Annotated in this window: 21 protein-coding genes; 8 read left to right on the top strand and 13 right to left on the bottom strand. The window is 65.1% G+C overall.

The genetic code is table 11. The features are described 5' to 3' along the window. Positions 1 to 34: 34 nt before the first annotated feature. From galE to CV770_RS17480, 4 genes are all read right to left on the bottom strand, one after another. A complete protein-coding gene (gene galE / locus CV770_RS17465; protein ID WP_091966003.1) occupies positions 35 to 1,027 on the bottom strand; it encodes a UDP-glucose 4-epimerase GalE in 993 nt (330 codons plus the stop codon). A 19-nt stretch (positions 1,028 to 1,046) separates the two neighbouring features. Further along, the gene (locus CV770_RS17470) at positions 1,047 to 1,850 is read right to left on the bottom strand and encodes a WecB/TagA/CpsF family glycosyltransferase (protein ID WP_104463182.1); all 804 of its coding nucleotides are present in this window, start codon (positions 1,848 to 1,850) and stop codon (positions 1,047 to 1,049) included. Next, the gene (locus CV770_RS17475) at positions 1,843 to 4,212 is read right to left on the bottom strand and encodes an exopolysaccharide transport family protein (RefSeq protein WP_104463183.1); all 2,370 of its coding nucleotides are present in this window, start codon (positions 4,210 to 4,212) and stop codon (positions 1,843 to 1,845) included. Before CV770_RS17475 ends, CV770_RS17470 begins: the two co-directional genes overlap by 8 nt. A gap of 291 nt (positions 4,213 to 4,503) precedes the next feature. Beyond that, on the bottom strand, positions 4,504 to 5,304 hold the full coding sequence (locus CV770_RS17480) for a class I SAM-dependent methyltransferase (protein WP_104463184.1): 801 nt from the start codon (positions 5,302 to 5,304) through the stop codon (positions 4,504 to 4,506). A gap of 394 nt (positions 5,305 to 5,698) precedes the next feature. Between CV770_RS17480 and CV770_RS17485 the strand changes: the two genes are divergently transcribed. Continuing rightward, complete coding sequence (locus CV770_RS17485) at positions 5,699 to 6,727, top strand: glycosyltransferase family 2 protein (protein ID WP_091965999.1); 1,029 nt, start codon at positions 5,699 to 5,701, stop codon at positions 6,725 to 6,727. Positions 6,728 to 6,730: 3 nt separating this feature from the next. Here the strand turns inward: CV770_RS17485 and CV770_RS17490 are convergent, their stop codons facing one another. Beyond that, positions 6,731 to 7,717 (bottom strand): glycosyltransferase, encoded by a 987-nt coding sequence (locus tag CV770_RS17490; protein WP_201759902.1) that lies wholly within the window; start codon positions 7,715 to 7,717, stop codon positions 6,731 to 6,733. Positions 7,718 to 7,962: 245 nt separating this feature from the next. Here CV770_RS17490 and CV770_RS17495 point away from each other — a divergent pair, with 245 nt between their 5' ends. From CV770_RS17495 to CV770_RS42635, 3 genes are all read left to right on the top strand, one after another. Further along, positions 7,963 to 9,063 carry a glycosyltransferase gene (locus CV770_RS17495; RefSeq protein WP_104463185.1) on the top strand — a complete coding sequence of 367 codons (1,101 nt, stop codon included), beginning with the start codon at positions 7,963 to 7,965 and terminating at the stop codon, positions 9,061 to 9,063. Positions 9,064 to 9,078: 15 nt separating this feature from the next. After that, positions 9,079 to 10,431, top strand: a complete 1,353-nt coding sequence (locus CV770_RS17500) for an O-antigen ligase family protein (protein ID WP_104463213.1) — start codon at positions 9,079 to 9,081, stop codon at positions 10,429 to 10,431. Positions 10,432 to 10,550: 119 nt separating this feature from the next. Continuing rightward, entirely contained in the window at positions 10,551 to 11,693 is a 1,143-nt protein-coding gene (locus CV770_RS42635; RefSeq protein WP_201759903.1) for a GNAT family N-acetyltransferase, read from the top strand. Between the two features lie 21 nt (positions 11,694 to 11,714). Here CV770_RS42635 and CV770_RS17510 read toward each other — a convergent pair whose 3' ends face one another. Beyond that, positions 11,715 to 12,254: an RBBP9/YdeN family alpha/beta hydrolase gene (locus CV770_RS17510; protein WP_104463186.1), complete on the bottom strand. Its 540-nt coding sequence runs from the start codon at positions 12,252 to 12,254 to the stop codon at positions 11,715 to 11,717. 122 nt (positions 12,255 to 12,376) lie between these two features. On the opposite strand from CV770_RS17510, the gene CV770_RS17515 reads away from it, so the two are divergent. Next, positions 12,377 to 12,853 carry an Lrp/AsnC family transcriptional regulator gene (locus CV770_RS17515; protein ID WP_018321535.1) on the top strand — a complete coding sequence of 159 codons (477 nt, stop codon included), beginning with the start codon at positions 12,377 to 12,379 and terminating at the stop codon, positions 12,851 to 12,853. A 48-nt stretch (positions 12,854 to 12,901) separates the two neighbouring features. Here the strand turns inward: CV770_RS17515 and wrbA are convergent, their stop codons facing one another. The 3 genes from wrbA to CV770_RS17530 form a co-directional block, all read right to left on the bottom strand. Beyond that, positions 12,902 to 13,501: an NAD(P)H:quinone oxidoreductase gene (wrbA, locus tag CV770_RS17520; protein ID WP_104463187.1), complete on the bottom strand. Its 600-nt coding sequence runs from the start codon at positions 13,499 to 13,501 to the stop codon at positions 12,902 to 12,904. Positions 13,502 to 13,585: 84 nt separating this feature from the next. Next, on the bottom strand, positions 13,586 to 14,284 hold the full coding sequence (locus tag CV770_RS17525; RefSeq protein WP_104463188.1) for a pirin family protein: 699 nt from the start codon (positions 14,282 to 14,284) through the stop codon (positions 13,586 to 13,588). A gap of 34 nt (positions 14,285 to 14,318) precedes the next feature. Further along, positions 14,319 to 15,071: an SDR family NAD(P)-dependent oxidoreductase gene (locus CV770_RS17530; protein ID WP_104463189.1), complete on the bottom strand. Its 753-nt coding sequence runs from the start codon at positions 15,069 to 15,071 to the stop codon at positions 14,319 to 14,321. A gap of 117 nt (positions 15,072 to 15,188) precedes the next feature. On the opposite strand from CV770_RS17530, the gene CV770_RS17535 reads away from it, so the two are divergent. After that, positions 15,189 to 16,124, top strand: a complete 936-nt coding sequence (locus CV770_RS17535; protein WP_104463190.1) for a LysR family transcriptional regulator — start codon at positions 15,189 to 15,191, stop codon at positions 16,122 to 16,124. 112 nt (positions 16,125 to 16,236) lie between these two features. Here the strand turns inward: CV770_RS17535 and CV770_RS17540 are convergent, their stop codons facing one another. After that, positions 16,237 to 16,494, bottom strand: coding sequence for a hypothetical protein (locus tag CV770_RS17540; protein WP_104463191.1), 258 nt, complete (start codon positions 16,492 to 16,494; stop codon positions 16,237 to 16,239). Positions 16,495 to 16,642: 148 nt separating this feature from the next. Here CV770_RS17540 and CV770_RS17545 point away from each other — a divergent pair, with 148 nt between their 5' ends. Beyond that, entirely contained in the window at positions 16,643 to 17,629 is a 987-nt protein-coding gene (locus CV770_RS17545) for a tripartite tricarboxylate transporter substrate binding protein (RefSeq protein ID WP_104463192.1), read from the top strand. Between the two features lie 112 nt (positions 17,630 to 17,741). Here the strand turns inward: CV770_RS17545 and CV770_RS17550 are convergent, their stop codons facing one another. Continuing rightward, positions 17,742 to 20,360, bottom strand: a complete 2,619-nt coding sequence (locus tag CV770_RS17550) for an autotransporter outer membrane beta-barrel domain-containing protein (protein ID WP_104463193.1) — start codon at positions 20,358 to 20,360, stop codon at positions 17,742 to 17,744. Between the two features lie 314 nt (positions 20,361 to 20,674). Here CV770_RS17550 and CV770_RS17555 point away from each other — a divergent pair, with 314 nt between their 5' ends. Further along, entirely contained in the window at positions 20,675 to 21,022 is a 348-nt protein-coding gene (locus CV770_RS17555; RefSeq protein ID WP_028140073.1) for a hypothetical protein, read from the top strand. Positions 21,023 to 21,091: 69 nt separating this feature from the next. Here the strand turns inward: CV770_RS17555 and CV770_RS17560 are convergent, their stop codons facing one another. Both CV770_RS17560 and CV770_RS17565 read right to left on the bottom strand, forming a co-directional pair. Further along, entirely contained in the window at positions 21,092 to 21,922 is an 831-nt protein-coding gene (locus CV770_RS17560; protein WP_104463194.1) for an adenylate/guanylate cyclase domain-containing protein, read from the bottom strand. A gap of 59 nt (positions 21,923 to 21,981) precedes the next feature. After that, positions 21,982 to 22,449 carry a YbaK/EbsC family protein gene (locus CV770_RS17565; RefSeq protein ID WP_104463195.1) on the bottom strand — a complete coding sequence of 156 codons (468 nt, stop codon included), beginning with the start codon at positions 22,447 to 22,449 and terminating at the stop codon, positions 21,982 to 21,984. Positions 22,450 to 22,462: the final 13 nt, after the last annotated feature.

The following is a 22,462-nucleotide window of genomic DNA, read 5'->3' on the forward strand; positions in this document are numbered from 1 at the left end:
CCTCCGCCGAGCAAGGCGCGGGAGCCCCGATTGCCTAACGCTGTCTGAACGGATGCGCCTTCTGGTGCCAGGCCCAGGCGGTGCGGATGACCGTCGCCAGGTCGGAATGGCCAGGCACGAAGTTCAGCACCTTTCGCGCAGCGGAAGGATCCGCGACCAGATAAGTCGGATCGCCGGCGCGGCGCGGCTTGATGGTGTGCGGCACCTCGCGACCGGTCTCCTGCCTGATCGCGTTCAGGATCTCGCGCACGGAAAAGCCGGAGCCGGTGCCGAGATTGAAGCTGCCGCCGGCATGCCCGTCCTCCAGGAGCTTCAGGGCTGCGACATGCGCCGCGGCGAGGTCGGTGACGTGGATGTAGTCGCGGATCGCGGTTCCGTCGGGCGTGTCGTAGTCGTCGCCGAACACCGCGAAGTCGACATGGCCCTGCAGCGCCATCATGGCGCGGGGAATGAGGTGGGTTTCATTGTCGCGCAGTTCGCCGATGCCGCCGGCCGGATCGGCGCCGCTGGCGTTGAAATAGCGCAGGCAGAACGCGCCGAAACCGTAGGCCGAGCGGTAATCGGCGAGCATCCGCTCGATCATCCATTTCGACGCGCCATAGGGGTTGATCGGTACGCAGGGAAAGTCTTCCGGCAGCTCCTTGGAATCGGCATTGCCGTAGACGGCGCCGGTCGAGGAGAACACGATGCGATGGCAGCCTGCGTTGCGCATCGCCTGCAGCAGCGACAGCGTACCCTGAACGTTGTTGATGTAGTATTTCTGCGGATCGGTCATCGACTCGCCGACCAGGCTGGCCGCCGCGAAATGCATCACCGCCGTGATCTTGTGGTCGGCGAAGGCGCGTGCCAGCGCCGTGCCGTCGAGCAGATCGCCCGTCACCAGCGGGCCGGCAACGAAGCTGCGATGACCTGTCGAGAGATTGTCATAAACGACGGGCTGGTAGCCGGCGGCGGTCAATGCGCGGCAGGCATGCGAGCCAATATAGCCCGCGCCCCCAGTGACGAGGACAGTCGGTCGGTCGGTCATATCGTCTTCTGCTCTTCTCTTAGCGGAGGGGTCGGTTGCGGCTGAAGAGAAGATAGAGCGCGCGGGGGTTGGTGGTCAAATAGCGCCAGAACAGGCGGCGCGGCTCGAGCAAGGTGCGCCACGCCCATTCGAGTCCGATCTTCTGCATCCATTGCGGCGCGCGGGAACGGCTGCCCGACAAAAAGTTGAACAGGCCGCCTGATGTCTTGATAACGCCAACATTGGTCAGGTATGGCGTGAATTCCTCCACGAATGCCTGCTCGTTGGGCACGCCGAGCGCGACCCACAGATAGTCCGGCGCAAGCGTGTTGATCTCCTCGACTTTGGCGCGTAGCGCCTCGCCTCGCAGATAGCCGTGGCTGCGCCCGATGATCTTGAGGTCCGGATACATCTTCTGGACGTTCTCGACGGCCACGATGTTTTCGGCCTCGCTGGCGCCGAACATGTAGAAGGTGCGGCCGACCGCTTCCGCCTTGCGCGCGACGACGTGGAACAGGTCCGTGGTCGCGACGCGCTCGGGCAGGGGAAACCACGATTGCAGCCTCGAGGCCGCCACCAGCGGCTGGCCGTCGGCATTGATCAGGTCGGCGGCGCGGAACAGGCGCTCGGTCTGCGGTTCCGTCGAGCAGCGCGCCAGCACCTCGCCATTGGCCGAGGTCAGGAACAACGGACGGCCGATGCGATTGTCGGGATCGGTCGCTTCGATCATGAAATCGGCGGTCGCTTCCAGATCGATCGCGGCCATGCGGAGCCCGCCGACGGTGATTCGCGGCACCTCGGCCGTGGCTGCCCGTCCGTCGAGGTTGACGCGACGCTCAAGCATATTGTCTGCCTCGCTGGCGCGTTTGGATTGCAGGGGTGAGCTCGTCCAGCACGACGCCGACCAGCTTGCGCTCGGCGCGGCCCAGCGCGGTCAGGATCTCTTCCAGGCTGTCGTTGATGTCGTGGCTGGTCGGCAGCACCGCCACCAGCGCGTCGGTATCGTCGAGCAGCTTGCGGCCGCCGCCCGAGAGCGGCATCGCGGGACCGTCGAGGATCACAAGGTCATAGCCGCCTGCGGAACGTGCCTGCGCAATCGCCTTGCGAATCGCGTCGGCAGCCTTGCCGGCGTCACCCTCGCCGGCCGGCAGCACCGAAATGCCGTTGACCGTCTTGATCTCGCGTGCGGCCTTGCTGCCGATCGAGAGCCAGCCGAGCCTGCTCGGCTCGCTCTTGCCGGGGCGGCTGACCTTGTTCGAGAGCACATGGGCCTGATGGTCGGCATCGATCATCAGCACGCGGGCGCCGTCGCGCGCTGCCGCGATCGCGAAATTCAGCGCGATCACGCTGCGTCCGGTGGTGTCGCCGGCGCCGACGAGCGCGATGACCGGCATCGTCTTGTCGCCGGCGCGCCGGGCCACGGCGGCGCGCATATCGCGCCAAGCGTTGAGCAGTTTCGTCAAGGGAAAGCCGGGCCGCAATGTCGGCCAGCCCAGCCGCGTGAGGTCGACGCCGCCGCCGGTGGCGAGAATGGCTCCGAGCGTGTGGATGACATCGGCCTCCTGGAGGCGCGCGATCAGCGGCTTTTCGATCAGGGGCTTTTCGACCATCGCAGGCTGCAGCGATAGCGCGGCAAGTTCGGGCAGGGCCTGCGCCACTTCCTGAGGTCGCGAGACCTGCGGAGGCTGCGGGGCTTCAGGAGCCGGCAAAACCTTGGGAGTGCGCGTTCTCTCCGGTGCCGGCTTGCCCGCACGGCGGGCTGGCGCGGGCGCCGGCGCGCCGACGAGCAGGAGTTCGACCGCGGCGAACCAGCCTGACGCCGCGAGCGCGCCGAAGATGAAGCCGATCATGGCGAACAGGCTCATGGCGGGCGGGAACGAGCGCCGCTGCGGCACCGTCGCTTCGCCGATGACGCGGGCCGCCGAAGTGTTCAGCGTCTCCTGCTCCTCGGTCTCGCGCGAGCGCTTGAGGAAGGATTGATAGACGTCGCGGCTGGCATCGGCCTCGCGCTCGAGTTCGCGGAGGCGGACGGCGGCCTGGCTGAGCTGCACGCTCTGCCGCTTCTGCGCTTCCATGGCCCGGTTGAGCGAGGCCTCATAGTCGCGGGCGCGCGTCAGATCGTTCTTGGCCGACTGGGCGAAGCGATCGATCTCCTCGCTGATGGTACGCTTGAGATCCTCGACCTGCTTCTCGGTCTGGCGCAGCGCCGGATGGCGCGGCCCGAGCTCGCCGGCCTGCTCAGCATATTTCTTGCGCGCATCGGCATATTGCGCGCGCAAATTCGCGATCGTCGGTGATTGCAGCGCTTCCGGAATCGCACCGGCATCGGCAGCGGTACGGCGGCTCGCCTCGATCTGGTCGAGCCGCGCCTGCGCATCCATCGTCGCCGCGCGGGCTGCGGAAAGCCGCTGGTTGCTGGCGGAAAGCTGCTGATCGCTGATCAGCGCATCCTGGGTGCCGACGAAATTGTTCTGGGCCTTGTAGGTGGCGAGCGTGGTCTCGGCGTTGCGCAGCCGCTCGCGCAGCTCCTTGAGGCGGCCGGAGAGATCGTTGGTGGCGCGCCGTGCGGCCGAAGCCTGCGAGTTGCGGGATTCGGTGAGGTAGGCATTGGTCAGCGTGTTGGCGAGCATCGCCGCTTTCGCCGGATCCGTCGACCAGACCTCGATGTCAACGATGAAGCTCTTCTCGGTCTTGCGGATCGTGATGTGCCTGTTCAGCGCTTCGAGCGCCGCAAGTTGCACTTCCTTGTTGTCCGCAGCGGAGGGAGCGCGCGGCTGCAGGCCGATCAGGCCGAGCAGCGACGGCATCAGGCTCTGGCCGTCGCTGCCGCCGCCGAATTCCGGGTCCTTGTCGAGACCCGCCTGCTGGATCACCTTGAGCAGCACGCTGTTGGAGGTGATCAGGCGCGCCTGGCTCTCCACCACCATGGACATGCCGGAGACGTCCTGCGCGCGCGGTGTGAGTTCGCGGTCGACGAGCTGAAGCTCGCGCGGATCGACATAGAGCTGGGCAGTGGCGGTGTAGCGGGGCGTCAGGCTCTTGCCCACGGTAACGGCAAGCGTTGCGCCGAGCAGGGCAGCCGCGGCAATCGCGATCTTGCGCCGCCAGAGCAGATTGACGAGCTCCAGCACGTTGAAGCCGGCCTGGGGCCGCTGTTGCGGCGACTCCGGTCTGGCCCGATCTATCGGCTGGTTATAGTCAAGCATGATCCCCAGCTTTCATTCCAACTGCCGCAGGCTGAGGGGCTACTCTTCGCTCTACGCCATGCACCCGGGATATAGGTGCCCAATCAACGCAACAGGGAAAATTAACCATACTCATTGAGGGACTATTCACCGAAATGGCAAACAAAGAGTTTAAGCGCTTGTCACTCCGCGGTGCGTCCTCGTGACGCCAGCGATGCCGGGGCTCCCTGGAGATTAACAGTTCGTTACCGCGCACGGCTTGGCCGCGAGGCTCGGCTTGTTCTGCAATGGGCCGCGCGCGCGCCATGACCGTCAGCTCTTCCGCAGGATGACGTGATAGTCGCCGCGGCGGACGTCGGTCCCACGCGAAAGCATGGTGTTCAGAACGGCGGCGCCGGCGTCCACGAGCGCAGCAAACAGCGGCTTGCGCCGGCGCATCTCGGGATAGCGCGGACTCTCGACCTCACGGCGGTAGATCATCTCCAGGCCGTTGGCAGTCGCGAAGGCTTCGAGGCGGGGCAGCGTCACCAGTGGATGAAAGAAGGTCGGGAATGGCGGCTCACCGGGCATGCCGGCATCCTTGATGCCGCGGATGTGCCGGTAGAACCAGACGTGAAACCAGTGCGGCGAATATTTGGTGACGACGCCGGACAGCGAGCGGGGATTGGGCGCGCCGATCAGAATCATGCCGCCGCGCTTGAGCGCATCGCGGAAGTTCAGGAGCGCGGCGTCGACATGGGGCAGATGCTCGATCACGTTGTAGCAGATCACGAGATCGAAGGTCTCGCGCCCGAAGCGATAGGTCTGCACGTCGCCGAGAATCGCTTCATCCGCATAGGTGTTGTTGCGGACCTGGTCCTCGTCGATATCGACGACGGTGACCTTGCTGCGTCCAGGCAATTCCGGTGGCAGAACGCTGCACGAGCCGCCGCCGGCTTCATAGATGGCGAGCTGGCCTTGCGGCAGTTCGCGCCGCAGCACGTCGTGAACGGCGAGCAGGCTGTCGCGGGCTTCGCCCGGGACGAGATCGTGAAGTGCCTGGACGGGGGACGCGGCCGCGGGAATCTGGATCGCCGTGGCTGTCGCAAAATCAATCGTGGCTGGCTTGTTCATATTTTCTGACCGCGCTTGTTCTATTCAAATTTACAGGAAAAATATCGCGAGCCCGAAGAGCAAATCTGATGCCGCGCCGTCTCACCGGTCGCAGTGCTTACGGTCGGGTTAATGCGCATGCGCATTAACTACGGCATTGTTCATGTTGGGTCTTCCTCGGCGCATGGACCGCGAATTGCAGTACCACGTGCGCATGATTTCGCGGGAGAAACAGGCGAAAGCGGTTAAACGCATGATGTTATCTTGGGACGGCCGGGAGACTGGCGTGAGGCGCAGGCACGCGCCATCAACTGGCCGTTCTTTTTGGGACGCATCTGTCCCGCGACGATGTGCCGTCGCGGGACGTACGAATGAAGCAGGGCTTTTTCAATATATTTCGGACATCTAGAACGTCATGACATTGATCCCGACAGACCTGTCTGCCACGCGTATCTCGGATGCCGTGCGCGATCCCAACCGGGAGATCGTGGCGAGCTCCGCGGTCATCGACCTGTCGGTCGGTATCGTCGTCTGCATTCCCTGCTTCCGCCGTCCGCAGCATCTGCGGTTGACGCTGGAGTCGCTTGCGAACCAGCGGACCCCGCGCTCCTTTGCCGTCGTCATGGTCGAGAACGATGCCACGCAGCGCGAGAGCGCGCCGGTTGCCGCGGAGTTTCTGGTCGCCGGCAGGCTGCAGGGCGTCTGCCTCGTCGAGAAGCGGCAGGGCAATTGCCAGGCGATCAACGCTGCGTTCGAGACGGCGCAGGCGCTGTTTCCCGCCGCGACCCGCTTCCTGATGATCGACGACGACGAGATCGCATCAAGCGACTGGCTCGAACTGATGGTCCGCACCGCGGAGGCGACCGGCGCTGACGTGGTCGGCGGGCCGGTGCTGCCTGTGTTCGATGACGACAGCAAGCCGTGGCTGTCGCGTCATCCCGCTTTCCGTCCCGCCTACGACTATTCCGGCGCGGTGCCGCTGATCTATGGCTGCGGCAATTGTCTGATCACGCGCGCCGCGTTCGAGCGGTTCGATCGTCCCGCGTTCGACCTGCGCTTCAATTTCCTCGGCGGCGGCGATTGCGATTTCTTCGTGCGGTGCCGTGATGCCGGCATGATCTTCCACTGGACGGCGGAGGCCGTCATCACCGAGACCGTACCGCAAAGCCGCACCAGCCTCGGCTGGATCGCCAAGCGTGGCCTGCGCATCGGCGCGATCAATTATCGCGTGCAGTACAAGGCCGCGCAGAGCGCGACGGCGCGGGCGCGGGTGTTCATACAGATGCTCGGACGGTTGCCGCTCTCGCTGGTTCGGTCCGCAGGTCTGTTGACGTCGTCGAAGGCCGTCGTCGCGATGCATCCTGTGATGGTCGCGCTCGGCTCGATGCTCGCGGCGCTCGGGATCGAGCCGAAGCCCTATGAGGCCTCGAAGATCGTGTCGTGACGATCAGATGCCGAAGCGGGCGAGGGCAGTCCTGGCCGCGGCGCGCGGCAACGCCTTGAGCGAGCGGCGGCCGACCATTCCAAGATAGCCAAAAGCCTGGCGATATCGGCCGAAGCGAACCGCCTGCATCGCCGAGTAGGTGATGAGATGAAGTTCGGCGGCGAGGCGCAGTCCGGCCGCCGTGCCCTCGGGCAGGCGTGCCAGGATCAGTCCGTCGTCGAATACCCGCGCGATGGCAGGGAAGAAGTCCTTCGGCGTCCGCACCGCCGCGTTCATGGTGTTGGCGGTGTGCAAGCGATAATCGAGCAGCAGTTTTGGCGCGAACTCGAACTCGCCGATCGCGGCGAGGCGACACCAGCAATGCCAATCCTCGCAATAGCGCAGCGATGTGTCGAAACCGCCGATGGCCCGGAAAGCTTCCGCGCGGGCCAGCGCGATGCCGCCATTGACGATGAAATTGCCGGCGGCGAGCCGCGTCAGCACGTCGCCGGACGGCTTCCGGCGCCCCTTCAGCAGGCCGCGCCGGCCGATCTGATGTCCCTCGCTGTCGATCGTGTTGTAATCGCCATAGACGAGCACCGCCCGCGGAGCCCCGCGTGCCGCCTCCAGCAGTGCCGCCACTGCGCCGGGGCGAAGGCGGTCGTCGGCATCGAGGAACAGCAGCCATTCGCCGCGGGCATATCGTGCACCGAGATTGCGCGCTGCCGACACGCCGGCGGAATCATTCGTGATCAGGCGCAGCCGCGGATCGCGAATGCCGCGGACGATGGCGGCGGTGTTGTCGGTCGAGCCGTCGTTCACGACGATCACTTCGCCCACGTCGCCCTGCGCCAGTGCGCTGGCGAGGGTTTCGCCGACATAGGCCGCAACGTTCTTGGCGGGAATGACGACGGACACCGTCGAGCTCGACGGCAGCGGTTGGCGTGCCGCCGGAACGATGCGTCTGGTTGCCGGCAAATCGAGAACGTCTTCGGCGGTGATCTGAGCCACGGCTCGCCTTTAAGAGTCTGTTAACCAGGGCGCATCTGCTGAATGGATGATGCGATCGATCGCAACATGGGCATGCCCGCGAATGATACTCGCATTACAGCCAGATCGTTGTCGGGAAGCCGTGAGCGGCGCTGGTTTCGTCAATTAGCGTTAAGCCGCTGGCATTAAGCCTGTGGCAAATTTGGAAGAGTGCGACCGCCGGTCCCATGCGAGAATGCGCATCCGGTTGCCGCGGATGGAATCCAGTGCCCGCAAAGATATTCGAACACGACCCAGATGCGATGATCCTCAACCTCTTCTATGAGGACAAGGACGATCGCTGGTTTCCCGGCGACCGGCATCTGCGGCGCATGGCGCGTCGGTTGCTGCTCGGCGAGCCGCGCATGAGCGGCCAGCTTCGCGTGTTCCTCAATCTCTGTGCGGGGCTAGACCGGCTCGGTATCCGTTACCGCGTCAACGATTACGGCTACATCGCGCGGCATCCCGAAGAGCTGGCCTGCATCGTCGGCCGCACCTTCCTGCTCGACAAGTTCGCGTGGAAGAACCCGATCCTGCTCGGCGTCGCCGCCCACAATCATCCGCTCGACGACCTCGATTTGTTCAAGCGCCTGCCGGTGAAGAAGGTCGTGGTGCCCGGCCCCTGGTACGTCGACATGTACCGGCCGTATTGGCCCGAGACGGAAGCCTGGCCGGTCGGCATCGACACCGATCTCTGGGCGCCGTCGCAGTCCTCGCAGAAGGCCGTCGACGTGCTGATCTACGACAAGGTCCACTGGGATCGCGAGCGCTATGCGCCGGAGTTGATCGAACCCGTCCGCGCCCGCCTGCGAAAAGAGGGGCGCTCCTTCACGGAGCTGCGCTATGGCAGCTACAAGGAAGAAGATTATCAGGCTGCGCTGGCGCGTTCGCGCGCGATGATCTTCCTGTGTCAGAACGAGAGCCAGGGTATCGCCTATCAGCAGGCCTTGTCTTGCGGCTTGCCGGTATTTGCCTGGGATCCGGGCGGCCCGTGGCGAGACCCCGATTACTATCCGCACCGCGTGCAGTTCGCGCCGGTGTCGTCGGTGCCGTATTGGGATGAGCGCTGCGGGGCCAAGTTCGTCGACGTCGCGGGGTTCGAGGCAGGTTGGGAAAACTTCTGGGAAGGGTGTGCTGCGGGCGAATTCGATCCGCGCGGCTATATTCTGGACAGCCTCACACTGGAGCAACGGGCGCTGCAATATTACGAGATCGCGCGGAGCATCGTGCGGCAGCCGGCGGCGCAGACTTCCGAAAGGCCTGGTGACGGACGCTCAATGGGCTTGAGCCAGGACGTCGAGCTTCACCGACGTCACCAAGTGTCTTGAGCCGTGGACCGCAGCATGGACCGCAGCGCCGCCGACATGACCGACCTCGAGGCCCGATCGTTGGGCCGCGCCTTCCGCGACGGCCTTGCGGAGCTGAATGCCGTGCAGGCGGCGCGCTGCCTCGTCGCCGTCGCCTCGCTGCTGCTGGTGCTGGTGACGCTCGATCCGTTCCCGGACCTGCGCAATCCCGATGTCACCACCGTCGTCGGCGGACGAATGGCGCTGGCCTATGTTTCCTGGGGACTCCTCGCTGCAATCGCGGTGCTGCTCGTCGCCACCACGGATGCGCCCGCGCTGAAGACCCTGGTGACGCCGCTTCACCTCTGCCTCGTGGGCTGGCTGGTGATCAACATCGCCCTCTCCGAAAGCCGCGGCGTTTCGATCCAGCGTTTCGTGCTTGCCGCCAGCGTGACGTCGCTCGCCGTCCTGCTGCCATTGCTGCCGCCGACGCAGCGCAGCTTCAATTTGTGCCTGGGTGCCGCCGCGCTGGTGCTGCTCGCGCTCTGCTATCTCGGCATCTTCCTCGCGCCGCAATATTCGATCCACACCGCGCTCGATATTGGCGAGCCGCAGCTTGCCGGCGACTGGCGCGGCAGTTTTGGCCATAAGAACATCGCCTCACCCGTGATGACCATCCTGGTCTATGTCGGCATCTACCTGACCGCCGTCGGCTCGTTCGTGATGGGACCCGCGATCGCCGCGCTGGCCGGCATCTTCCTGATCTTCACCGGCGGCAAGACCTCGTCGGTGCTGTGCCTTGCGATCTACGCGCTCGCCTCGCTGGTCTATGTCACCCCTGGCCTGTGGCTGAAGCGGATCATCTGCTTCGTGCCGCTGATCGTGATGAACCTGCTGACGGTCGGCGGTGTCTTGAGCCCGGCGTTGGGAGCGTTGACACGCTTGCTGCCGCTCGATCCGACCTTCACCGGCCGCTCCGCGATCTGGGAGTTCGCGCTCGCGGCCGTCGCCGAGAAGCCGGTCATCGGTCACGGCTATGCGGCCTTCTGGGATGATGTCACCGCACGGCAGACCGCCCAGGGCGCCGAATGGGCGACGTCGGCGGCGCATAGCCACAACAGCTATCTCGACCTCGCGGTCACCATCGGTCTGCCGGGACTGCTGCTCGTGATCCTCGTCTTCGTGCTCGCACCGCTCGGCAATTTCCAGTCAGCCCAGGCTCACAGCCGCAGTGGGGCCCTGGCAAAGCTGTTCCTGACCGTTTGGCTGTTTGGCCTGTATTACGGCGCGACCGAGACCTTCCTGCTCGAACGGCAAAATCCGATCTGGTTCATGTTCGCCCTCGCGGTGGCCGGCCTGCACTTCCTCGCCAGGTTCCAATGTGTCGAGCAGATGGAACCGCAGCGCTGACAGCTTGTCGCAGTCGGGGCGATGGTGGCATCGGCTTAACGATTGAGCGGCTACGTCTCTTGTGGTGTGCGACAAAACATAATCTATCTCGAAACACTCAGTAATCGTATGCCCCGCAGATGACGTTCCTCAGCGTCGAGCAACCAGATGGCCTCGTGTCCAGCACGTCGAAAATCGCTGTCGATTTCGTGCGTGACTGGCGGCAGGCCGCGTCGCGTCTGTACGCCGGGCATCGCACCGCATTCCAGCATCGTTACTGGCTCGATGCATGGTATGAGGCGTTTCACGATTTTGCGCCGCTGATCGCGATGATCTCGGATGCTGCCACCGGCAAGGACATCGCGGTCGTGCCGATGGTCAGCCACATCAGGCGCGGCATCCGCATCGTCGAATTCGCCGATCTCGGCGTCTCCGATAACAACGCGCCGATCCTGGCGCTCGATGCCGCGTTGGACGCGACGGCGATGGATGCGATCGGCAGGGCACTGGTCGAGGCATTGCGCGCCTTGCCGGACCGCTTCGACCTGCTCCGCCTGAAGAAGATGCCGGCCCAGGTCGGCGGCAAGCCGAATCCGCTGGTGTCGCTCGGGCGGATCGGATCCTCATCGCTGAACGGCAATGTCGTGCTGACGGGCGACGACTATGAGAACTATCAAGCGTCGATCAAGCGCATGCAGATGCAGCGCTGCTGGCGCGTCTTCAGCCGTCACGAAGGTGCGCGGTTCGAGATCGCCGCGAACGTTGCGCGCGCGCATGAGCTGCTGGACGTGATGGATGTCCAGCAGCAGGCGCGCATGCGCCAACTCGGCTCGCGGTTCGTCCTCAACGACGACGCCCATGCCCGGTTTTACCGCGAGGTCGCCCGCCAGGGCGTCGCGGAAGCCTATGCCGTCGTCACAGCGCTCGTCTGCGATAAGGGTATCGTCGCCACCGCGTTCGGCGTCAGATCCGGCGCGACCTACTACCTCTTACGCATCAGCCACGCCGGCAATTCATGGTCGAACTGCTCGCCGGGGCTGCTCGTCGCCGAGCGCACGATGGCGGCGCTGCATGCAGAGGGCGTGCGCCGTTTCGACCTCAGCATCGGCAATCAAGATTACAAGCGCCGCTTCGGCGCCGAGAGGGTGCCGCTGACCGACGTCAGCATCGCGCTTTCCTGGCGCGGTGCTCCTTTTGCGTGGCGCGACCATGCCGCGCAGGGTCTGCGTCGCTATCCCGCGCTCGCCGACGTCGCTGCGAGGGCGATACGCAAGATGCGCTGACAGCGGCGGTCTGCTCGCCCGTCACCTCGGAAGGCCCGCGCAGAAGGCATCCAGCAATGCGCGACCCTGCGGCCAGTCGCTGAGCCCGCTCGACCCGTTGATGTGGCCGAGCGCGCCCGGCACGATCAGGCCGGACTGCCAGGCGCGTGCGTGTCGCTGTGTCACCTCGAGGCTGCCATAGGGATCGTTCGTGCTGGCGATGACGAGGGAAGGGAAGCGCAGCGCGCGGTCGGGGACCGGCTTGAACGCGGCGGCCTCCGCGGGAAAGTCGGCGCCCTCAGGATCGGGGATCGCGACCAGAAATGCGCCCGCGATCGCGGATGGGAAGCGGGCGGCCCAGTGCGCCACGAGCAGGCAGGCGAGGCTGTGGGCCACCAGCACGGGCGGCTTCGCGCAGCGCCTGACCGCTCGCTCCAGCGATTGCTCCCAGTCCTCGAGCTCGGGCTGGTCCCAGCTCGTCGGCTGGAATCGTCTGAAGCACGCATCGCTACGCTCCCAGAGCGTTTGCCAATGGGTGTCGCCGGAGCCGCCGAGGCCGGGCAAGGTGATGATGTCGTGCATGATCGTCCCGTGATATCTGAGATGGAGGCGCAGTGTGGCCGGTCACGGTGCTGCGTGACATGGCAGATCATCGGCGGAATCGATCATCTGCCGATGATCTCAAGGCGGAATGGAGAATTTGCTTGGATCGTTTCGGAAGTATCGACGCCAAGGACCTGAAGATCCTTGAGGCGCTGCAGGCCAATGCGCGCGTGCCGTTGTCCGAGCTTGGCCGTTCCGTCGGCCTGTCCCAGCCGGCCGTCTCCGAGCGCGTCAAGCGGCTGGAGGAAGCCGGGATCATCGAAGGCTACGGTGCCCGGATCAACCCGCGCGCGCTCGGGCTGGGCCTGATGGCGCTGGTGCGCCTGCGCACGTCGCACGAGCACATCAAGACCTGCCTGAAAAGATTCAGCGAGATTCCGTACATCATCGAGGTCCATCGCGTGACCGGCGATGACTGCTTCGTGCTGAAGGTGCTGGTTCCGGCGCCGGAAGACCTGGAGACGATCGTGGATCGCATTGCCGGTTTCGGCACTGTGACGACCTCGCTGGTGCTGCGGAGCGAACCGGCGCGGCCGATCGGCCGCGAGCTCGTCAGGAAGAAAACCGAGCGGAGCTGAGGCGGCATTCCCGAAAGAGAATGCCGCCCGTCGCACCAGCCGTGCAGCTCAACCATGGAGCTTCTTGGCGGTCTCCGCGATCTGGCGCCCCTGATAGCGCGCGCCGGCGAGCTCGTTGGCGCTGGGCTGGCGGCTGCCGTCTCCGCCGGTGATCGTGGTGGCGCCGTAGGGCGCGCCGCCGGTGACTTCGTCGAGCTTCATCTGGCCGGCGAAGCCATAGTTCATGCCGACCACGACTATGCCGAAATGCAGGAGGTTGGTGATGATCGAGAACAGCGTCGTCTCCTGGCCGCCATGCTGGGTCGCGGTCGACGTGAAGGCGCCGCCGACCTTGCCATGTAGTGCGCCCTTGGCCCAGAGCCCGCCGGCCTGATCGAGAAAGTTCGCCATCTGCGAAGCCATGCGGCCGAAACGGGTGCCGGTGCCGACGATGATCGCGTCGTAATTGGCGAGATCCTCAATCTTGGCGATGGGGGCGGCCTGATCGACCTTGTAATAGGAGGCTTTCGCGACCTCGGCCGGCACCAGCTCCGGTACGCGCTTGACGTCGACGGTGGCGCCGGCCTCGCGCGCGCCTTCGGCGACGGCATTCGCCATCGCTTCGATGTGGCCATAGGCGGAATAATAGAGGACGAGAACTTTGGTCATGGTGGTCTCCGTTGGGGGGATTAGCTTGACTGTTGTTGAGGCCGTGGATGGCCGGGACAGGCCCGGCCATGACGGAGAGAGTGGTCAGGCCGCGTCGACGAGCACGAGCTCGGTGTCCTCGAGCGCGGTGATCTTCAGCCGGTCTTCGTCGCGGATCGCGGCGCCGTCGCGGGCGTTGACGCGCACGCCGTTGATCTCGACAGCACCCGCTGCGGGCACGAGGTAGAGATGCCGCGACTTCTGCGGTGCGTACTCCGCGCTCTCGCCGGCCTTCAGCGTAGTTGCGAGCACACGCGCATCGGCGCGGATCGGCAGCGCGTCCGCATCGTCATCGAAGCCGCTCGCGATGGTCACGAGCTTGCCGGAGCGATCAGCTTTCGGAAACGGCTTCGAACCCCAGGTCGGCTGTCCGCCGCGCGCCGTCGGCTCGATCCAGATCTGGAAGATCCGCGTCTGGGTCGGCTCCAGATTGTACTCGGAGTGGCGGATGCCGCTGCCGGCACTCATCACCTGCACGTCGCCCGCTTCAGTGCGGCCCTCGTTGCCGAGGCTGTCCTGATGGGTGATCGCGCCCTCGCGCACATAGGTGATGATCTCCATGTTGGCGTGGGGATGGGCGGGAAAGCCGGTGTTGGGCGCGATCTCGTCGTCGTTCCACACCCGCAATGCGCCGTGACCCATGTTGTTGGGGTCATAATGGCCAGCGAAGGAGAAATGATGCTTGGCCTTGAGCCAGCCGTGATCGGCGCCGCCGAGCTTATCGAAAGGTCTGAGTTCGATCATTTGCGTGATTCCTTTTATTCGAGCGGGTGGCGCCTTACGCGCCGAACCCGCCGTCGACGTTGAGCACCGTGCCGGTGACGAAGGAGGCGTCCGGGCTTGCGAGGAAGACGATGCCGGCGGCGACTTCCTCGGGACGGCCGAAGCGTTGCAATGCGTGCTGCTTGCGCTGGGTCTCGGCGAACTCGCCGCCATCCTTCGGATTCATGTCGGTGTCGATCGAGCCGGGCTGCACCACGTTCACGGTGATGCCGCGCGGTCCGAGGTCGCGTGCCGCGCCCTTGGTGTAACCAACCACGGCGGCCTTGGTGGCGACGTAGTCGGCAAGCCCAGGGAACGAGGCGCGGTCGGCGAGCATGGAGCCGACGGTGACGATGCGGCCGCCTTCACCCATCAGCTGCGAGGCGGCGCGGATCGCCGCGATCACGCCGTGCACGTTGACTTGATCCTGGCGGGCGAGGGCATCCGTGTCGGCATTGGCGTCGTCGATGGCACCGCCAGTGGCAACGCCGGCATTGTTGACGAGGATGTCGAGATGGCCGAATTCCTTGGCGACGTCGTTGACGAGCTGCGTGACGTCCTTCGCGGAAGCCTGGTCCGCCCTGAAAGCGCGGGCCCTGACGCCCTTGGCCTTCAACTCGGTGACGACGGCTTCCGCCTTTTCCGGCGAGGCCACATAGCTGATGGCGACATCCGCGCCTTGGTCGGCGAGAGCGCGGGCAGAGGCCGCGCCGATGCCGCGCGAACCGCCGGTGACGAGGGCAACCTTGCCTGAGAGCTTCTTGGTCATTGGATTTCTCCAGTCCTGAATGTCTGATGACCCCTTGGATAAGCCTCCGTCTGTGGTATAGAAATAGAAACTGTTGAAACGCATTGTTTCCATAAATATGCAGGTGGATAGGCCGCCATGGCAAAACTTCCCGATTTCGAGGCGCTCGCGATTTTCGCAAAAGTCGTGGAATTACGGTCGTTTGCGGGGGCCGCGAGCGAGCTCGTGATGTCCAAGGCGACTGTGTCCAAGGCGGTCACGCGCCTGGAGGAGCGGCTCGGCGCCCGGCTGTTCAACCGCACCTCGCGCCGGCTTGCGCTGACCGACGCCGGGCACAAGCTCGCCGAGCGCGCGACGCGGCTGCTGACCGACGGCGAAGCGGCAGAGAACGAGGCGCTGGCGCAATCGGTGGCGCCGCGGGGCCTGGTGCGGCTCGCCGTGCCCATGACGTTCGGGATCAAGGCGGTGGCGCCGCTGCTGCCTGAGTTCTTTGAGGCCTATCCGGAAGTCTCGGTCGATCTGCACTTGAGCGATGCGACAATCGACCTGATCGGCGAGGGTTTCGACATGGCAGTGCGGATCGCTCGGCTGCCGGACTCCTCGCTGATCGCACGGCGCCTCTTCACCATGCCGCGCTTCACCGTGGCCGCGCCGTCCTATCTGAAGAAGCACGGCCGGCCGACGCATCCGATGCATCTGGCCGAGCACAAATGCTTCAGCTACGCCTATTTGTCGACGCCCAACATCTGGCACTACACCAATTCAGCCGGCGAGCAGGCCAGCGTGCGCCCGGGTGGACAGCTCCGCGTCAACAACGGCGAAGCCGTGATGCCGGCGCTGATCGCGGGCCTCGGCATCGCCGAGCTGCCCGAATTCATCGTCGGTGAAGCGATCTCATCGGGCGCCGTCGAAGTAATCCTGAAGGACTGGAAGCAGGCCGAAGGCGCCGTGCACCTGGTGACCCCACCCGGCGGCCCGCGTCCCGCCCGCGTCGAAGCGCTCGGCGATTTCCTCGCGGCCAAGCTGCCGGGCACATGCAAGCGGCGAGCGCGTGGGAAGGTCAAGGCGTCGTAGGAGAGCGAGCGGCTTCAACGCCCCGTCATTGCGAGCGCAGCGAAGCAATCCAGAGTGTCTCCGCGGAGGGATTTCTGGATTGCTTCGCTGCGCTCGCAATGACGGTGTTCGACTACGCCACCTTCACGCCGTCGATCGCGACGATACGCAGGCTTGGCTTCAGCGTTTCTTCCAGCTGCGACTTCAATTCGTGAACGCGAGGGTCCCTCGAACGCCTCGCACAAACCGCATATTGATGGACCGATTGCGCCAATGCACGCCGCGCTTCCGGAGTCCGCGTCAATTCGGGCTTTGAAAGCCGCAGAACGATCGCCGCGAGATTCACCAGCATCTCGTCGAGCGCGCCGTCGATGGTCGCCAGATTCCGCATCGCTCATTCTCCCTCAGGAGGGCAACAGCGGCTCTAGGCATGCGTTCCGGGCTGGGCCGAACATGGCTAACGCTTCGTAAACGCCTTGTTCTTGCCGGTCGCCACGCTAGGCTGGGAGCGAAGAAGAAAATTCGGGGAGGGACCTGCCATGGATCGACGCGATGTCCTGCGCGCCGCTGCTGCACTGCCGTTGCTGCGCGCTGCGTTACCCGGGCCGGCCGCCGCGCAAACCTACCCGGCCCGCAACATCACCATGATCGTGCCGTTTCCCGCGGGCGGACAGGCCGATCTCGCAGCGCGGCCGGTGGCGATGGCGCTGGAGCGGGTTCTCGGCAAGGCTGTCATCGTCGACAACCGGGCCGGAGGCGGCGGCGGCTCGGTCGGCAATGCCGCGGCGGCACGCGCCGAGCCCGACGGTTACACGCTGCTGATGACGCTGTCCTCGCTCGCGGTGCTCCCCGAGGCCGACCGTCTGTTCGACCGGCCCGCCGCCTACGAGGTCTCGCAGTTCATGCCGATCGCGCGCGTGCTCGCCGATCCCACGCTGCTGGCGGTGCCGGCCTCCGCGCCATGGAAAACGGCGCAGGATTTTGTCGAGGACGCGAAGAATCGCCCTGGCCAGATCACCTACGGCTCGTCAGGGCCTTACGGCACGCTGCATGTGGCGATGGAGATGTTCGCAAACAGCGCCGGCATCAAGCTGCTGCACGTGCCGTTCCGTGGCGCCGGTCCCGCGCTCACCGCGATCCTCGGCGGGACCGTGCAGGCGATCGCCGCCGCACCGGGGACGCTGAAGCCGCAGGTCGACGACGGCAAGCTCCGCGTGCTCGGCAATTGCGGCGCGCAGCGCATCGCGAGCTTTCCCGATGTGCCGACCTTCCAGGAACTCGGCTACAAGGACGTTGAGATGTACATCTGGGCGGGGCTGTTCGCACAGAGTTCTCTTCCCGCGCCGATCGCGACCCGCCTGCGCGAGGCGATGGCACAGGTGATGGCGAGTCCCGAGGTGCTCAAGGCCTTCGAAACCTCGGGCAGTCTCGTCGCCTATCAGGACGCGCCGGCCTTCTCCGAATTCGTCGCGACCGACAGCAAGCGGCTGATTGCGGCGGTGAAGAAGATCGGCAAGGTGGAGTAGGGTCTTCGCTCTAAAGCGCGATGCGATTAGGATGAATCGTCATCGCGCTTTAAGTTGTCTGTTTAAGCATGATCTTTTCGGAAAACCGCTGCGCACTTTTCCGGATCATGCTTTAGAATTCACTGTGGACCACGCCCCGCAGGTTATGCCGGTCATATCCCGGCGCGAACGCGCCCTCGTAGGATGCCTTGAACGATGTCGCGGCCGTGAGGTCCCATCGGACCTCCGCGCCGGTGAGCGCCACCGTGCGTGCGCGCTCGACGCCGGTGATCGCGAACTGTATGCCGGGCGCGCCTTCGAGCGCAGCCGTAATGGTTGCTGCGTTGCCGGAAAACTCATGGCGTACGGCAAGGGTCGCGCCGAACTGCGCCGCGTGGCCGTTCGGCATCATCATGCGGTGATGGGTGCGCAAGCCGGCCGTGCCGTAGCCGACGTCGAAGCTGCCGGCGCGCACCAGCTGATTGACGCCGGCCGCGCCGGTCTCGGAGAAGCTGCCCTGGCGCGTCGAGTACCAGTCGGCTTTGGCAAACGGCTCGGCCGTAAAACCCCATCCGGTCTCGAAGGGACGTGCGATGCCGAACGAAGCGGCAAAGGTATTCGCCCGCGAGGAAGCGGCTGCAGTCTGTCCCAGGAACGAGATCGTGCGCGAGGATTCCAGCGCCGCGAAGGAATAGCTGATGGCGGATGCGAGATTGAATCCCCCCGCTTCACCGCTGGCATAGAAGCCGGCATGACCGGCATTGGAGTCGATCCGGTCGGCCCGGCCCGCCATGCGCAGCTGACCGGTCGATGCGCCAATCGCAAGGCCGGCCGTGAAGCCCGGCCGGTTCCAGAGATCGGCGCCAAGGGCCGCGCCGCCAACGGCCGTGCTGGTCCCGAAAGCAATGTTGCTCGCCGCCACCTTGTCCCAATTGCCGTAGCCGCCGAACCAGACGCTCTGCACCGGCGCGGCGCGGCGACCACGCAGCGCCTTGCCGATCGGGTCCGCCGGCTCCGGGGCGTAAGCTGTGGCTGACATCCGCACGCTCTCGCCGCGCGACTGCGTGCCGGCATTCCACATGAAGCTCTGGAACATGTCGGCCTGGTCCGCGGTGAAGCGGCGACCATCGGCGTGAATCTGCCCGGCGAGATCGTCGAGGCCGGCCTTGATGCCCGATGTGTTGAGCGCGGCGAGCGTATTGATCGCGGCGGCGAGCGGACCGGATGCGCCGCCAGACTGCGCCTGATCCAGCGCGCCAGCCACTGCCGTCTGGTTCGGCGTCAGGCCCGACAGCGTGCCGAAGCCGCCGATCTGCTGCAGGATGAAGTAGACATTGTTAACGTCGTAGCTGAGTTGCCCCGAGACTAGCGGGCTGCCCGAGGTCGTCAGCGTCGCGAACGTGCCGGTGACGCCGCCGGTCGCGGTGAGGATCGTATATTGGGTGTTGGCGAGGAAGCCGGCGCCGAGCGGCACGATCTGCACCGTGCCGCCATTGAGCGTCGCCGTTCCGGTGGCTGCGATCTTGTCGGACTGGCCGCCGGGATTGATCTCGACCTGAAAGGTCGAGCCGGCGTTGAAGGTCACGTTGCCGCTGACGTTGAGGGTCCCGATCGAATTGCCGGGGGCGACCATGCCGCCAGCGTTGACGACGATGCCGCCGACCGTACCGGTGCCGCCGAGATAGCCGCCGTTGACAGTGACCACGGAGGGCAACGTGCCGTTCACGATCAAGCCGCCGGCATCCACCGTGGTCGCGCCGTTGAAGGCGGTGGCGCCGGTCAAGGTCCAGACGGAGTTGCCGTTCTTCTTCAGTTGCTCGAACTCGTCATATTGCAGCCCGGGGCCGAGATTGCCAAGGTCGAACGAAGCGCTGCCGATGCTGCCGAAGTTCAGCGTGTCGGTACCGCTCCCGCCGCGAACATTCCCGGTGATCGTCGCGCCCGGAGCGAGGCCGAGCAGATCATCGCCCCCATTCAGCTCGATCGCTCCGCTGCCGCCGCCCGAGATGGTGCCGGAGTTGAAGATGGTGTCGCTGCCGGAAGAACCCTGGATGGCGATGAAGAAGCCGCCGGAGATCGTGCCGCCATTGATGAGTGTATTGCCGCCGGCGATGAATTGCACGCCGGTATGACCGCCGCCAATCGATCCGCTGTCGTAGACGAGGACGACATTGCCACTCGACGTCCCGCTGATGCGCAGTCCCGTCGTGTTTCCTCCGGTGCCGACCGCCGTCCCGCGAATGTTGACGAGATTGTCGTCCGAATTGTCGATGACGATGGCCGCTTCGGCATTGCCCGTCCCCTCCGCAATCCCGCCGGCCGCGATCGTCACATTGTTGTGGATCGATCCATTAGAGAGCAGAACCGCCCCGCTGTAGGTCGAGGCCGTCGCCTGATCGCTGACGGTGACGCGCGAGCCGATGGTGCTGTCGAAAACGACCGCGGGAATCCCGGCGCCGGGCAGCAGTGAAGTCAACGTGCCATCGCCGATATTGACCGTGACGTTGCTGCGGCCGGTGGCGTTGATGTGGTCGGTGTTGCCGGGGCCGGTGCAGGTCGCAACGTCGCCCGAATTGAGCGCGCCGATTGCGCCGGTGCCGGCCACGGTGCAGGCCGCGCGCGCCGGGATGGCTGTAAGGACGGGCAGCGCGGCAAGCACCAGCGGTGCCAGCGCCGTGGTCACGAGCAGCTTGTTGCGCAGAACGGCGGTCGTTGTGGTGTTTTGCGCACAGGCCGGTATTGCAGTCGGCATCGACGGATTCCCTCATTCCAGCGCAATTGCTAGCGGGGCCGTCGCCGCGGTTCTTGGCGTTATGCGAAATGCCCTATGGCCAAAGGCGCAAGGTGCCGGTTTGCGCTGGCCCTGTTGCGGCGGTGCCACGGACCGTGGCGCCGATGTCGCCTCGGGCACGTGGACAAAAGCGCAGGGGGGATGACGTTGCGGGCAACCCGAATATCGAGGGTGAATTGGGTTCCGAAGCCATTTTCACATTTTGTTGTTGGTTCAGAACCGGCTCCTGCCTCATTGATTGATGAAAATCGATGGGAATTAAGAAGGATCGGGACATGCGAACAGAGCGGATTGCGCTGGGTGTGGCGCTCGCGGTCGGCGGCATCGTCGCGCAGGGCGCTGCATTCGCCCAGGAATATCGCGGCACCATGGAACAGCAGATGGCATGTACGCCGGACGTCTGGCGTCTGTGCAGCGACCAGATTCCGGACGTGAGCCGGATCACCGCCTGCCTGCAGCAGAATACGCCGCAGCTGTCGAGCGGCTGCCGCGCCGTGTTCCAGTCCAACAACCAGATGCCGCCGCAGCAGCAGGTCCCGCGCAATCGCGCCGCACCGCCGCCGCGCTATAACAATGCGCCGCCGCCACCTCCGCAGCGTCCCTATGACGATTACGACGATTAGGCTCTGAAGGGCGCATGATCCGGAAAATTGCGCAGCGGACGGCGCGACGATGCGGTCGTGGCGCCCCGGTCAGCGCTCCGTCTTGCTGTCCGATTCAGGTCGTTGTCCAAGCACCATCCGCAGGACGACACCGAAGAGGATGGCTGCGACCGGCCAATGGAACCAGATCTTGTTGCCAGTGAAAAGATTGATCAGAATCAGGAAGGCCGACACCGTGAGGGCCGTTGCAAGCGGGCGGGGCAGCTTTGCCAGCCACTCCGAAACGACATTCGGCGCCGAAGTCAGCTCGCGCCTGTCGTCCATCCGCGGAGCACGCGTTCGCTCTGAGGGAGTTGCGCTTTCCTCGATCGGGAAGCTCCCCTGTGCGGCGGCTTGGCCGCCCAGGGTCAGCCGATAGCTGGTCAGGGGAGCAATGTTCTTCAGGGGACGCTGGCCGAGACAGTCGAAGCCAACAGACAATTTGTTGTGCACCTGGTCATAGACGGAGCTCGAGATCACGACGCCGCCGGGCTCGGCGAGCTCTTGCAGCCGCGATGCGATATTGACCCCGTCGCCATAGATGTCGGAGCCGTCCACCATCACGTCGCCGAGGTTGATGCCGATGCGAAACCGCATCGGGCTCGCCTGCGGCGCGTCCGCAGCCTGACTGGAGATCTCCTGCTGAATTTCGACTGCGCATTGCACGGCCTCGACGACGCTGGCGAACTCGGCGATTACGGCATCGCCCCAGGTATTCACGATGCGGCCGTCATGGCGCTCGACCAATCGCGCGATGGCGGTGCGGTAGCGCCGGAGCGTCTCCAACGTTCCGGTCTCGTCTGCTTCCATGAGACGAGAATAGCCGTACACGTCAGCGCACAGCACGGTGGTCAGTCGTCGTTTCACCTTGTCGTCGGTCATCGGCGCTATGCTAGCCTCCCTGATCGGCAAATGCATCAGGCATCGTGTCCGGTGCCGCCCTACGGCCTGACCTCGCAGACGTCGACCCATTCGGCGGCGGTCAGCTCGGCCATCCGGTCGGGCGTGATGCGCACCGCGCTGTGGGTCGAGCCTGCGGCCGGGACCACCACGCTGAAAGCCTTCAGGGAGACGTCGCAATAGATCGGGAGCGGCGACTTCAGGCCGAACGGGCAGACGCCGCCGACCTCGTGGCCGGTGATGTCGGCGACCTCCTCCAGCCCCAGCATCTTCGGCTTGCCGCCGAACTGCGCCTTGACCTTCTTGTTGTCCATGCGCGAGGTGCCGGCGGCCACGATCAGGATCACGCGTTCGCCGATGCGCAAGCTCAGCGTCTTGGCAATCATTCCGGGCTCGACGCCATAGGCTTCGGCGGCCAGCGGTACGGTCGCCGAACTGATGGGGGATTCCATCACATTGATGTCGGGGGCTTTCTCGGCGAAGAAGGCGCGAACGGATTCCAGGCTCATTCCGGGCAGCTCA

Origin of the sequence: Bradyrhizobium sp. AC87j1, assembly GCF_002936975.1 — a bacterium.
GTDB lineage: Bacteria > Pseudomonadota > Alphaproteobacteria > Rhizobiales > Xanthobacteraceae > Bradyrhizobium > Bradyrhizobium shewense.